Raw genomic sequence first — 14443 nt, 5'->3', positions numbered from 1 at the left:
AGTGCGGCTGTCACCGCGAGGCGACTGCAATGGCAATGATATTTGGCCGATTTGAAATCCAGAGTGAACTCTCCAAGTCCGACACCGCCTTGATTTATAAGGCGACGGACACGGAAACCAATCAGACCGTGGCGCTCAAGACTCAGAATCTGGAGCCGCTCGGCGAACGTGCGTCTGCCTTCGTGGACACACTGATCGCGGAAGGCGAGGCGACCCGCGATTTGACCACCCAAAATATTGCAGCCCTCTACGGAGCGGGCGAAATCGACGGCCAGTTCTGCGCCGCGATGGAGTACGTCCAGGGAAACAGCATTGCGACGATGCTCACGCGCAGGGAAGGGTTCTCGATCTGGGATCTTCTGGATATCACGCGTCAAGTGTGCGCGGGGCTGGACGCCGCCGGGTCGAAGGGAGTGACTCACTCTTCTTTGGAACCCTCGAAAATCATGGTGCAGTGGGATGGCCTGGTCAAGATATTGGGTTATGGCATCTCCAACATGAGCTTGATTACCGCGGAAATGGGAAATGGCCTGGGACGGCTGCTGCCCTATGCGTCGCCCGAACAGGTGCGCGGAGATGCAATCGATCTGCGCTCGAATTTGTTTACCTGGGGCGCGGTGCTGTACGAAATGGTGACCGACCGCAAGGCGTTTGACGCGACCGATCCGATCGCGCTGGCCACTCAAATTGCGGATGAAATGCCGCCAAGTCCATCTTCATTGAATCCCAAGATTCAGGCGGGTGTGAGCGCACTGGTTATGAAAGCGCTTGCCAAGGATCCAGCACAGCGCTACCAGTCGGCTCGCGAACTGGTGGACGACCTTGAGAAGTGCAAGGAAAACGGGAAAAAATCGGCAGGAGACGCGAAGAAGGCAGCCCCCGCGGCAAAAGCTCCGGTAGCTCCGGCGGCGCGCGCAGCGGCCGCCAGCAAATTCATTGCGTCCACCCCCAAAACCACTGAGTCTGACCTTTCCGATGATTGGGCTCCGCAGCAACCAGCTCCGCGGGCCACGGCTGCACCGCCTCCGCCGGCTCGTGCCGCAGCGGCCAGTGCGGGAGCAGGATCGCATTCCAGTATTTCATCCAATTCGGGTTCGCGGATGATTGAAACAACCGCACCACCGCAGGCTTCGGCGATGCCGAGCGCGGTGATGTCGGCAGCCACCGCCGAGCCGGAAACAGAAACGCAAGCCTCTCACTCTTTTGATCCGATGATGTCTGCGGCAGCTCCGGCAACGTCCACCGCCGCCAAGAGTTTCTCCGACCTGGACGAATTGCCGCCCATGAAGGAACCGATTTTTGCGCCGCCGCCGCCAACTTTGCCCGTTCCGGAAATGCCGGAACCGTCTCCGCTGGCGCAACTCCGCAACCAGCACAAGGATGACAAGCCGAAAATTCAGGTCCGCGAAGTCGCCGACCGGGCGATGACGGAGATCAAGACAGTCCCACCCCAGTTGATGATGTACTCCATCTTGGGAGCGGTGGTTCTTATTCTCATCGTGTCGATCGGCGTCTATTGGCACGTGCGCTCAGAGGACGACGATTCGACCGCTGCGCCGCGTCCGACCAAGAGCGCCGCCACGCAGGCTGCTCCAGCGCCGGCGCCACAGCCGGTTCAAGTCGCACCCGCGCCCCCGGTTGAGTCCGAACCTGAGGTGACGGTTCGTCAACTCGATAAGCGTGCTGCTACCACAAGCAAGAAGAGAGCTGCTCCGGCGCCTGCTGTCATCGTGTCCGGGTCGGTGGAGATCGATTCCACTCCGGCCGGTGCGCAGATTCAGTTCGATGGTAAAAGCGATCCAACGTGGGTGACTCCGTTCAGTCTGAGTGGGATAAACCCCGGGCAACATTCCATTTCTGTCAGCAAGTCCGGCTATTCGACCGAGGCTCGCACGGTAAACATCACGTCCGGAAGCAGGGCCGCGCTGTCGATGCACCTGGCTCCCATCAATGCGCTCATGGTCGTGAGTAGCACGCCTGCCGGCGCGGAGGTCATCCTGGATGGAAAGACCACGGGCCGTGTGACGCCGGTGCAGTTTGCGGTGGAAAAGGGTGCGCACACAGTAGTCCTTCGCAAGCAGGGCTACCTTGACGAAACCACCAGTGCGGACCTGGGACCGGGTCAGAACTTTCAATTTGGCCCTGCGCTGCGTGTACTCGGCAACGCGGATGATATTCGCAGCGTGAACAAACTGAAGAAGATCTTCGGTGGCGGCGGAAACGACAGCACTGCAGGCATGGGCACCATGAGCGTGCGGACCCAGCCCAAGGGCGCCCAGATCGCCGTGAACCAACGTCTCTTCGAAAAGACATCGCCCACGGAGTTCATGCTCGGCCCGGGAAACTACGTGGTCGACATCACGCTCACTGGCTTTAAGCCGATCCACAAAGTCGTCAGCGTAGAAAAGGGCGGCAAAGTGGCGATCGACGAGATCATGGAGCGGCAATAGGCCGCCGGTGGTCCGCACGGCGTAACGCTGCTACGCCAGCCCGCGAAATGCCCGGAAACCGCCTCTCACAGGGGCGAGGCGTGCTCAACTCGACCGTCTAGGGGGCAGAGTAAGCCCTATTTTGACACCCTGAATCTATCTTCCTAGCCCACAGCCGACAAAACTCCTCATGAATCACCGATCTTTGTGACGTAAATCACAGATTGCTGCCCCCGTGTGGAGCAGTCTAGATTTGACAAGGAGTAAGCAGTTTGTCATCCCAGTCCTTACCTGCGAAGTTGAGCCCCGACCTTTGGGAGGCTCTGCACGCGATCAAGTCGATCCGGATCTACCCAAAAGGTGACACTCTGTTTCGGCAGGGCACCGAGGTCTGCGGAGTTTTTGTGGTGGAATCGGGCGCGGTCCGCGTCCTGCTGCCCACCGCGCAGGGCCGCCCCCAGCTACTGGAGACAGCTGGTCCAGGTGCGGTGCTGGGGCTGAGCGAGAGTATGTCAGGCGAGCCTTACAGAGTTACAGCCGAAGCCGGTGACCACACGACAGTGGCTTTCGTCCCGCGAGAGAATTTCGTGGAATTCCTGCGGGAGCACTGTGACTTCTGTATGCAAGTGGTGCGCCTGTTGAGTGAGGATCTGCACGTCCTGTATCACAAGTTCCGCAGCATCAGCGCCCACCCCGGGCGTCCAAAACGCCGTCCTCACGACGTACAGCTCAACTAGTTGGGCAATTTGAAGTTGACTGTGATCTGCGTCTGAATTTCAACTGGCTCGCCATTCAGGTAGTAGGGCTTGTATCGCCACTGGCGGACTGCGTCGGTAGCCGCGCGGGCCAGCACCGGGTCTCCGTTGACAACTTTCAGATTGGAGATGTTGCCTTCCTTGTCGATAGTGGCTTCCATCAGCACGGCTCCTTGAATGCGCATGGAAAGTGCATTCTGCGGATACCGTGGCTGGATACGCTTGATCAGCAATCCCTGCGAGACTCCCTGGGAAATCTTCACCTTGGACAAGGTGGCGGTCGGCATTGCGGTCGGTACCGATGACACCAGTCCACTCAGTTTCTTATCGCTGTCCGAGGCCATGGCAAGCGGACTGGGCACTTGCGGAGCCGCTTCCTCGCTTGACGCCTGAATCTTCTTCGGGGTCGATGTCTTCACGACAATGGCCGGCGCAACCTTCTTTGTGACCACTTCAGGTTCGCTAATCGCAACGGCCGGCGTGTTAGCTGTCAACGCTGGTTTGGTGGTCGTTGTGGCCGGCTGCGCAGCGGAAGCGCTCGGATCGGATATGGCTCCGGATGGCTTCGCGCTGACCGGCGCCGGCGATGTTGCAGGCGCCGACGCTTGGGGCGCAGCGATCGATGGAGCAGCAGCGCTGGGTTTGCTGAGCTTGGTGTAACCAAAATAGCCAAGCGCGGCCGACACTAGAACGAGCGCGGCGATGACGAGCATTTTCTTGCTTCCACCGGATCCGTCAGAATCATGGGTGTCGAGGGCCCCGAAGGAAGGGCTGCTGCCGACATTGGTTGCGCCAAAGCTCGGTGCTGCCATCTCGGTTCTCTCGGCCGAGGGAACGATCGCGGGCTTCGGTTCCGCGGGAATAGCAATCTCTTTAGCGGGAGCCGGAGCCGACGCAGCTCCAAATGCGCTGGCCGAACTGGCGGCTGCATTCTTGACCGGAGCGGGAGTCGACGGTTGGGCAACTGGTTTTGCCGGTTCGAACAAGGAAGCAGCAAGCACACTGTCAGCCGAAGAATCTACTACCGGCGCAACGGTTGATTGCGATTCAGGGACGGGAATCGCGACATGCGTTTCTGCGAACTCCGCCGATGCGGCCATCGCAGGCAATGCTGACTCGAATTCGGGAACCTCAGGAATATTCTGAATTGGAGCGGCCGGAACATTCTGAATCGGCGGCTTGAAAGCAACTGGAGCGGGAGCAGGCACACGCGCAGGTGCAGCCGGAGCGGGCGTGGGTGCGGCTTTTGCGGCTGGAGTTGCAGCGTCCTGATTTTTGCGCAAGAGCCCGCGCGCGACCCGCAGGGTCCCCTTCGCCTGCTCAACATTGATTGGCTTGGTGAGTACCAGGTTGGCCCCGATGCGGTAGGCTTTCGCAACTCCGGCCTGCCCCTCGACTAATGCGAGAGCGAGCGAGCTTTGGTTGGAACTGGAATTACGCGCGCTCTTGAACAGCAGAGTGGCATTCGGCTCGTTCTCGCAGTCGACCACGACGGCGTCATAGCGCTGCGCCATCAATTTCTTGACAGCAGCAAAGGGCTCGTTGACCTGTTCCACCGTGAAGTCCAGTTCGCTGAAGACCTGCGTGACCACACGCGACAGTCTTTCGTCGAGACAGAAGAGTAACGCTTGGTAACTCATACACAGAAATCCTAGTTACACTTCGGAGTACCAGCAAGTTACGGGAGTAATAGAAGTAGCGGCCGATGGTTGGCTAGCGTTGAAATTCCACCAGAACGATGGTTTGGAAGGGCTGAGCCTTTCCGTCACGAACGTAAGGACGATAGCGCCATTGCTTGACCGATGCGATAGCCGCTGCAGCGAGTGCACGGTCTCCTTCCACTAAGCGAACGCCTTCTACCACGCCGTTTGTGTTGACCACGGTCTTCAGAACAACGGTCCCTTCAACGCCTGCCTTGCGGGCAGCCGCTGGATAGACGGGTTGGGAATGCCGGATGAGTCGCTTTTCCGCACCCTGCGAAGAGAGAATTACAGCACTCTTCTCGCCCGCCAATTCCGCGTCGGGAGCCGGGGTGCTGACCGCACTTTTCTTGCTGTCTGCAGGAACCTGTGGCTTGGCGGTATCTGATGCCGGAGTCGTAGTTGGGGCATCGGCCGCTGACGATGCCAGAGGAGCCGGAACGGCGGAATCGGTCGATGCCGGAGCCGAACTTGAACTCGGAGTTATTGCTGCCGGAACCGCGGCGTTGTCAGAAACTGGTGTCGCCGCCGCTGGCGAGGGTTGCGTCGCTGGAGCCTTTGCAGGCGCGGGCGCCGGAACAGGATGAGCCGCAGGAGTTTGCTGCGACGGTGTTGATCCTGTGATCATCTCGACTACTTTATCGATCTGCGGTTGCGCGAACTCGCGGAACCCGGGCTGATACATCCAGGCAGCGTATAGTCCACCGCCAAGGAGCATAAGAATTAGGAGAGCATAGAGCGATCCGCGTCCCTTTTTCTCGGGCTCTGCGGGATAGGAGCTAAACACGGGCGCAGTCGGTGAATCGGATTCCAGGTCCGCGAGAATAGGATCGTCCGAAGGTTTTGTGGGAATCTCTTTGGCCGGCGGCATGAACATGTCCGTCTCGGGAATCGCCGGTTTGGCAGGCTTCGCGGTCAGCGAACTCGCGCGTGGCGCAGGAACAGGAGGTTTCGCAGCGATTTCTTCGACCGCAGCACTCAGGTTTGGGGTTGCATGACTGGCCATGATCGGCGCGGGCGTTGCAACGTGAGCCATCTCGGAAGCGGAATGGGCTGAGGAAGCGCCGGCTGCAGCCGCTTGTGCCTGGGTGTCCGGGACTGCGGCGGCGGCCTGCACAGGTGTTTCTTCAAACGGATGAGCCGGTCGAGCAGCGTCCTCTTTTTTCACTCGGCTGACCGCAGTGCGGATGGTTGTTCGGGCCTGGTCTTTCGCGACCGGCTTGGTAAGAATCAGTTCAGCGCCCAGGCGAAATGCAGTGGGTAGTCCAGCGCGGCCATCAACAATCGCGATGGGCACGGGATTGGTACCCGTCTGAGAGCGGCGGCACACATCAAAAATAAGTTTGGCTGCGGGCAGATTCTCGCAATCCACGAGGACCAGATCGAAACTCTGGGACATCAGTTTCTTCGCGGCAGACGGGCCGTCCAGAGGCCGCTCGCAAGTCACCGACATTTCTTCAAGCACGGCGGTAATGGCGCTAACCGCCTGATCATCGGGCGACAGGAGAAGGGCATGGGGCATAGCTTCACTATGCTAGAAACCATGCTGCAAGGCTGCAAGTTACCCTAGTAAGCGGGATTGCTTACCGGGAGCCCTCGCCGACGGCCGAATCCCGGTCGGGATACGCGATCGAGCCTTGAAAAGACGATTTGTCCGCGGACGCGAAGTCCGGGAAGGGAAGTTGCTTCTCCTCTCGCCACTCCTTTACCTGGCGTTCAGCAGCGGCGACCTTTTTCCGGTCGAGACCAGGCTCGCGGGTTAGATAGACGGTGCTGGATGCGAAGGCAAAATCAGTGCCCGCCTCGCGGACGATTTCCATGATGCGGAGGAGGAGATCCTCTCGAATCGCATTGAATTCCGTGGCGTCTGTCGTCAGCAAATAACTCACAATATCCAGGCTAAGCGCACTCGTGCCGAAATTTGCCAGTCGGATATTCGCGCTGCGCTGTTCGACTTTGGGGTGTTCATACAACATCCGCCGCACGCCCGCGAGTAAATATCGCAGCTGGTCGGGCGTGGTCTCATACTTCACGCTGAGCGTGGGATTGAAGAGAATCTTGTCCCGGCGAGTGAGATTCTCTACATTCATCGCGGCCAGCGCGCCGTTCGGAATCGAGAGTTCGGTACGTTCCGTCGTGCGAACCCGCGTCGATCGCAAACTGATGTCTTCGATTACGCCCACCCGGTCGCCAAAGCGGCAGGTGTCGCCGACGCGGATAACTTCGTCCGCCAGCACTGAGACGCCACCGAACAAGTTCTCGAGAGTCTTTTGCGCGGCAAAGGCAATCGCGATGCCGCCGATGCCGACACCGGCGAGCACGGTGGTCAGGTCGAATCCAGCAATCGCCAGGATGACCAGGACGGCGATCCCGATGATGACGGCTTTGAGCAATCGCTCGCCGAGCACCATCAGCGAACCGGTACCCGTGCGTCCTGCGCCCACCGCAAGCGCGCGCAGGCGCTGCATGGCGATGCCGTTGGCCCGCAGCAAGAACCAGAAGAACCCGATGGCCACAACCATGCCACTCCCGCGGTAGTAGTAAACACGCGGCAGCAGAGGCAACCCAAGATAGGACGTCAGCACGCGGTGGGCGATGGTCCCGAAAAACAACAGCATGGGTCCGGAGACGCGTACGTAAGAATGCAAGTTCGGGCGATTCGTATATTTAAGCCAGAGACGCCGCGGAATCGCGAGAATCAGTATGATCGCCCATCCGATTGCTGCCGCGGCCGGAATCGCAATCAGCATCGCCAGCCACTGCCAGAGTGGCAGACCCAGAAACAGTTTGCCGACAAGCACCGGGGGAAGTTTGCTTTCGATCTGATGGGCTTGCAGGTTGTCGTAAAGTTCGGTGACTTTACTGAGCGTCTCGTAGGAAAATAACCAGACTTTTCCGGCACTCGGATCCGCGACGCGGACCAGCACTACCGGAACGTCTCCTTCGTTCCCGCTCACGAAGGACCCGATGGTTTGGGAGCCCAGGTCTCCATTTTCCGGACTGCCTTCCGGATTCTGACTGATGCGCCGGGCGCATCCCACACAGGCACGATCCATCAGGACTTTCAGCTTGCTGGCCAGTTCAGGACCCTGTGACTGCCGGCGCACGGTGCTGAGTTGCAAGTACTCGGCTGCCGACTTGTAGTTGCCGGCCTGGGCCATTTGCAGGAAGCCGAAGACCGTGCCCGACGGCGTGTCTCGTCCAAGAGGGTCAGTAGTGGCGGGCGCGGAAGTGGCGGTCTGCTGTCCGCCCCTCAGCAAAGTGCCGACGGACTGCGCCTGCAGGGTATTTGCGGAGATCGATAAGAGCAGAACCAGGAACAAAAATTTTTTCATCGGAGTAACCGCTCTGTGTTCCCTACGATCGAAAGCCTGAGGCTTCATCGCGGAGAACACAGAGGTCACAGAAGAAATCTGCTGGCTCGTGCGCCTACGCCTTTTTGGGACGGTAGATGTCGGTTGCGTGCCCGTAGAAAATTTCTGCCGCCTCCATCATCGTTTCGGACAGCGTCGGATGCGGGTGAATCGTCATGCCCACATCGGCGGCCAAGGCGCACATTTCGATCGCCAGCACACCCTCTGCGATGAGTTCGCCCGCGCCCGCTCCGACAATGCCGACCCCGAGTACCCGTTCAGTTTTTGCATCGATGATCAGCTTGGTCAAGCCCTCGGGCCGGTCCAGCGTGATCGCTCGTCCAGAGGCTGCCCATGGAAACTTGGCAACGGTGACTGCGCGTTCCTGTTCCTTGGCCTGTGTTTCGGTGAGGCCGGCCCACGCAATTTCTGGATCCGTAAATACAACCGCTGGAATAGCATTCGGTTCGAAAGCAACTTTGTGTCCAGCGATGGCTTCGACTGCGGTGCGGCCCTCATGCATCGCTTTGTGGGCGAGCATCGGTTCTCCAGCAACGTCGCCGATCGCATAAATCGTAGGATCGGCAGTCTGCCGCTGTCCGTTGATTTCGATGAAGCCCTTGGCGTTTACTTTAACTTTCGTTTTGTCGAGGCCGGGGATTTCAGAATTCGGCCGGCGCCCGACCGACATCAGGACACGATCGAAAACTTGTTCCTTCTCGGTCACGTCCGGGCCTTCGAGAGTCACGCGAATCCCGTTCTTCTCTTCTTTTAGAGATTTGACGGTCGTGTTCAGCAGGATCGCGGAGAACAGTTTCTCCAGGCGCTTGTGTAGAGGTAGTACCAGGTCGCGATCTGCGCCGGGGAGCAACCCGGGCAACATTTCAACGCAAGTAACTTTTGTCCCCAGCGTCGCATAAACGGATCCGAGTTCCAATCCGATGTATCCGCCGCCGATGACGAGCAAAGTTTTTGGAATATCGGGAAGATCGAGAGCGCCGGTCGAATCCATCATGCGCGGGCTGTCGAGCTTGAGACTCGGCACGACGCTCGGGCGGGATCCGGTCGCGATGATGATGCGGTCGAAGGTCATCGTTTCTTCGCCACCCGCAGCCGTCTTCGTGATTTTCAGCGTGGTGGAATTTACGAATGCCGCCTTGCCGGATACGAACTGTACAGAGCGCTGTTTGGAGAGTTGTCCGAGGCCGCCGGTGAGTTTCTTGACGACGCTCTCTTTCCATCCGCGCAGCTTGTTGAGGTCGACTTTCGGCTCGCCGAATTCGATGCCCCAATTCTTTGCCTGCTCAGCTTCTTCTAGCAGTTTGGCAACATGGAGAAGAGCCTTGGACGGAATACATCCGCGATAGAGGCAGACACCGCCCGGGTTCACTTCGGGATCGATCAGGGTGACTTTCATGCCCAAGTCAGCGGCGAGGAACGCGGCAGCATAGCCGCCCGGTCCACCGCCAATTACGGCAACGCGCAAGTTTGAATCGTTCGCCATGGGTGTCCTTAAGCTCACTTCCGTCAAGAATGATTCTGTCATCCCGAGCGGAGCGAGGGGTCTGCATAGGGCGTCGAAGTGCAGATCCCTCGCTTCGCTCGGGATGACAGGCAACAATATTTAACGTTCTTAGAGACTGCCGTCAGTCGCGACAACGTATTTAGCCCTGCACCGACAATAAGAACGGCTGTTCAAACGCTTCTGCAATCCAGCGCAGAAAGCGCGCGGCGTCGGCGCCATCGATCAGTCGGTGATCGTAGGAGAGCGAGAGCGGCAGAATCAAGCGCGGTTCAAATTTGTTGTTTACCCACTCCGGCTCCATGCGCGAACGCGATAGTCCGAGAATCGCGACCTCCGGATGATTCACGATCGGCGAGAATCCTGTGCCGCCGATTCCGCCCAGATTCGTAATCGTGAAGGTGCCGCCCGTCATTTCTTCGGGAGTCAGCTTCTTCTCTTTCGCTTTTTTGGAGAGCTGCGTAAGTTCCGCGGCGAGTTCGACGATGTTCTTTTTGTCGACGTCGCGAATCACGGGCACGAGCAGTCCACGGTCCGTGTCCACGGCGACGCCGATACTGATGTACTGCTTGTAGACAATTTCTTCCTTCCCCATGTCGATCGAGGCATTGAATTGGGGGAAGACTTTCAGCGCAGACGCGACTACTTTAAGCGCAATGGCGGTCACGGTCATCTTGCCGCCGGCTTCTTCCGCGCGTGGTGCAAACTTGGCACGCAGTTGCTCGAGTTCGGTAATGTCGGAGCGGTCTTGTTGTGTGACGTGAGGAATCGTGTTCCAGGCCTGCCGCAAGTGTTCGGCCGTCTTGCGCCGTACGCCACGCATGGAGACGCGTTCGATCTTGCCCCACTTCGAAAAGTCGGGAAGTTCTGGCTCGATAAATCCGAGAGCCGGAGTCTGAGCGGCTACGGCCGCTGCGGCCAGCATATTTTTCGCGTGCAGTTTGACGTCGTCGTCGCTGATTCGCCCGCCCGGTCCACTCCCTTGCACGCTGTGGATGTCGACACCGATCTCGCGTGCGAGTCGTCGCACATGCGGAGCCGCGGGGACCGGATCGCGATGTTCCGTACCTGCCACCTTGGCGAGTTGCACCGGCATCGTAAACGTCGGCACCGGCACGGATACAAATGGCTGATCCGGTGGAAGGGCCTGTTCTTCTGTCTTGCCCTCGGCTCTCATCGCCATCTGGAATGCAAGGCGAGCAGCATGCTGTCCCGAAATATGCTCAACGGGCTGGTGACGCTTCGGTGCTTCGGCTGGCGCGGGTGCACCGCCTTCCAGCGTAAAGATCACCTGACCGACTTTGATCTTCTCGCCTTCCTTAACTTTCACTTCGCGCACGATGCCGCTGACGTTGGACGGAACTTCCACGACTGCCTTGTCGGTTTCCAGTTCCATCACCGGCTGGCCTTCGGAAACACGCGAGCCAGGCGCGATCATCAGGCGCACCAGATCTCCAGAACTGATGTTCTCCCCGAGTTCCTGCAGTTTGAACTCGCTAGGTCCCGACGATGCCGGCGTCGCCGCTTGAGGAGCGGGCGCCGCGGAAGCTTCGATCTTGGGGACGGTTGCGGAAACGGCAGTGGCCGCGGGTTTTGCAGGTGCTGGAGCAGAAGCCTTGGGTTGTGCGGGCGCAGCTTCAGTCTTGGCGGCCGAAGGCTTTGCCCCATTTTCCACGGTGAAGATCACTTGCCCGACACGGAGTTTGTCGCCTTCCTTGACACGGATCTCGCCCACCGTGCCGCTGACCGACGACGGTACCTCGATGACCGCCTTGTCCGTCTCCAGTTCCATCACGGGTTGACCCTCGGCGATATTTGCGCCGGGGCTGATCATGAGGCGCACCAATTCGCCGGTCTCGATGTTCTCCCCGAGTTCGGGCAGTTTGAATTCCGTTGCCATTCTTTCTCTTTTTCTAGCGGATCGCTTGCTAGCTGATCGCCGGGTTCATTTTTTCTGGATTGATTCCAAGATCGCGAATCGCTTTTTCCAGAACGTCGGGGCCGACCTGATTTTCTCGGGCCAGCGCAGTCAGGGTGGCGAGCACGATATGTTTCGCATCCACCTCAAAGAAGTCACGGAGTGCGGCGCGGCTTTCGCTGCGTCCAAAGCCGTCGGTACCAAGCGAAAGGAGTTTGCCCGGCACCCATTGCGCAATGCTCTCCGACAGCACCTTCATGTAATCGGATGCCGCAATGAACGGTCCCGATGCGCCCTGCAACGCCTGCGTGACGTAGGGAACCTTCGGTGTCTCTTTGGGATGCAGCATGTTCCAGCGCATGCAATCGTTGGCGTCGCGATACAGTTCCTTGTAGCTGGTGACGCTCCACACGTCCGCGGCTACGCCGTAATTCTTTTCCAGAATCTGCTGCGCCTTCAATACTTCGAACATGATGGTGCCACTGCCGAAAATCTGGGCGCGCAGTTTCGCATCCTTCTTTTCTGAAGCGCGATAACGGTACAAGCCGCGCAGGATACCCTCACGAATCCCCGGCTGGTTGGGCATTTCCGGCATGGGGAGAGGTTCGTTGGTGACGGTCAAGTAATAGAAGATGGATTCGCCATCGACGTACATACGCTTGATGCCGTCCTGAATGATGATCGCGATCTCGTAGGCGAACGCGGGATCGTAGGCCATCAGATTCGGAACCGGTAAGGCGAGCACGTGGCTGTGTCCGTCCTGATGCTGCAAGCCTTCGCCGGCCAGCGTTGTTCGACCCGCAGTGCCACCGACGAGGAAACCGCGGCAGCGACTGTCGGCCGCCAACCAGATCAGATCGCCGATACGCTGGAATCCGAACATGGAGTAATAAATAAAAAACGGAATCGTATTGATACCGTGGTTCGCATACGCGGTACCCGCCGAGATGAACGAACACATTGATCCCGCTTCAGTGATGCCTTCTTCGAGAATCTGTCCGTTCTTCGCCTCTTTGTAATAAAGGAGGGTATCCATGTCGACGGGTTCGTAGAGCTGACCGACGCTGGAATAGATGCCGACCTGGCGGAACAAGGCTTCCATGCCGAAGGTGCGCGCTTCGTCGGGGACGACCGGGACGATGAACTTGCCAACCTCGGGATCGCGCAATAGTTTTGACAGCATGCGCACGAAGACCATGGTGGTCGAAACTTCGCGGCCTTCGGTGCCTTTATAGAATTCTTCGAAATGCGCTTCCGGCAAGGGTTTCAGCGGCATGGCGCGGTTTTTGCGGACCGGCATGTATCCGCCGAGCTGCTTGCGGCGTTCCTGCATGTAGGTAATTTCCGCGCTATCGTCGGCAGGACGATAGAACGGCGCCTCATGCAGTTCGTCGTCTGGGATTGGAATGCCGAAGCGCGACCGGAACATCTGCAGTTCGTCTTCGTTCAGCTTTTTCTGCTGGTGCGTGATGTTCTTGCCTTCGCCAGCTTCGCCGAGTCCGTATCCCTTGATGGTCTTGGCGAGAACGATGGTCGGCGCTCCGGTGTGGTTCACGGCCGCTCGAAATGCGGCGTGCACTTTGATCGGATCGTGACCACCCAGCCGCATGCGGGATAGTTGCTCGTCGGAAAGGTGCTCCACCATCTTCAGCAAGCGTGGATCGGTGCCGAAGAAGTTTTGCCGGAAGTACGCGCCGCTCTCCACGAAGAATTTCTGATACTGCCCGTCTTTGATTTCGCCCATGCGCTTGACGAGCAATCCGTCGCGATCGTTCTGGATCAGGGAATCCCAGTCGCCGCCCCAGATGCACTTGATGACGTTCCATCCCGCGCCGCGGAAGATCGCTTCCAGTTCCTGAATAATCTTGAAGTTGCCGCGCACCGGACCGTCGAGGCGCTGCAGGTTGCAGTTCACGACGAAAATAAGGTTGTCGAGCTTTTCGCGGGACGCGAGCGTGATGGAGCCGAGCGATTCCGGTTCATCCATTTCGCCGTCGCCGAGGAACGCCCAGACCTTGCCGCCGGTCGAAGTCTTCAGCTCTCGATTCTCGAGGTACTTGATGAAACGCGCGTGATAGATCGCCTGAATCGGACCGAGTCCCATGGAGACGGTCGGGAACTCCCAGAAATCGGGCATCAGCCACGGATGCGGGTAGGAAGAGAGGCCTCCGCCGGGATTCAGTTCGCGGCGAAAATTCTGTAGCTTCTCTTTCGGAATGCGGCCTTCCAGATACGCGCGCGCGTAGATGCCGGGCGCGGCGTGACCCTGAAAGTAAACGAGGTCGCGGTCCCCACTCTCATTGGACGCTCGAAAGAAATGGTTGAAGGCAACTTCGTAAAGCGTCGCGGCTGACGCGAACGTGGAGATGTGTCCGCCAATGCCTTCCTGAATCTTGTTGGCGCGGACGACCATGGCCAGCGCATTCCAGCGCACCAGGCTCTTGATCCGGCGTTCCATCTCCTGGCTGCCGGGAAACGGGGGTTGCTGCGATGAGGGAATCGTATTCTGATAGGGAGTGGTCGCTGTGAATGGAAGATTGATGCCGCCCGCTCGTCGCGCATGCAAGGCCAGTTGTTGCAGCAACCTGCCTGCTCGTTCCGCTCCGCCTTTGGACAGTACGTAGTCGAGTGAATCCAGCCACTCCCGCGTTTCAACAACTTCCAAACCGTTCGTCGGTTGCGTTTGCTGCGTCTCAGCCACTCTGACCTCACCCTCGTAATTGATGGAATTCTCTATGATAAGCAATCGGCGGAAATTTTGCTGGA

General features: G+C 58.7%; 8 protein-coding genes. 2 read left to right on the top strand and 6 right to left on the bottom strand.

All coding sequences use genetic code 11. The features are described 5' to 3' along the window. Positions 1–29 precede the first annotated feature (29 nt). Both HY010_17715 and HY010_17710 read left to right on the top strand, forming a co-directional pair. A complete protein-coding gene (locus HY010_17715; protein ID MBI3477573.1) occupies positions 30–2450 on the top strand; it encodes a serine/threonine protein kinase in 2421 nt (806 codons plus the stop codon). 251 nt (positions 2451–2701) lie between these two features. Next, complete coding sequence (locus HY010_17710) at positions 2702–3166, top strand: cyclic nucleotide-binding domain-containing protein (GenBank protein ID MBI3477572.1); 465 nt, start codon at positions 2702–2704, stop codon at positions 3164–3166. Here HY010_17710 and HY010_17705 read toward each other — a convergent pair. The 6 genes from HY010_17705 to aceE all read right to left on the bottom strand — a co-directional run bounded on the left by HY010_17705 (position 3163) and on the right by aceE (position 14378). Continuing rightward, positions 3163–3528 (bottom strand): energy transducer TonB, encoded by a 366-nt coding sequence (locus HY010_17705; protein ID MBI3477571.1) that lies wholly within the window; start codon positions 3526–3528, stop codon positions 3163–3165. The genes HY010_17710 and HY010_17705 overlap by 4 nt on opposite strands. Positions 3529–4897: 1369 nt before the next feature. Continuing rightward, positions 4898–6406, bottom strand: a complete 1509-nt coding sequence (locus HY010_17700; protein MBI3477570.1) for a TonB family protein — start codon at positions 6404–6406, stop codon at positions 4898–4900. Positions 6407–6467: 61 nt separating this feature from the next. Then, positions 6468–8219, bottom strand: a complete 1752-nt coding sequence (locus tag HY010_17695) for a mechanosensitive ion channel family protein (GenBank protein MBI3477569.1) — start codon at positions 8217–8219, stop codon at positions 6468–6470. Between the two features lie 94 nt (positions 8220–8313). Next, positions 8314–9741: a dihydrolipoyl dehydrogenase gene (lpdA, locus tag HY010_17690; protein MBI3477568.1), complete on the bottom strand. Its 1428-nt coding sequence runs from the start codon at positions 9739–9741 to the stop codon at positions 8314–8316. Between the two features lie 160 nt (positions 9742–9901). Continuing rightward, entirely contained in the window at positions 9902–11659 is a 1758-nt protein-coding gene (gene aceF, locus HY010_17685) for a dihydrolipoyllysine-residue acetyltransferase (protein ID MBI3477567.1), read from the bottom strand. A 28-nt stretch (positions 11660–11687) separates the two neighbouring features. After that, positions 11688–14378 carry a pyruvate dehydrogenase (acetyl-transferring), homodimeric type gene (gene aceE, locus HY010_17680; GenBank protein ID MBI3477566.1) on the bottom strand — a complete coding sequence of 897 codons (2691 nt, stop codon included), beginning with the start codon at positions 14376–14378 and terminating at the stop codon, positions 11688–11690. Positions 14379–14443: the final 65 nt, after the last annotated feature.

This window comes from Acidobacteriota bacterium (genome assembly GCA_016196065.1).
Classification (GTDB): Bacteria; Acidobacteriota; Terriglobia; order Terriglobales; family Acidobacteriaceae; genus Acidiflorens.
Note: the sequence above shows the minus strand (reverse complement) of the source record. Positions and strands in the feature narration are given on the sequence as shown.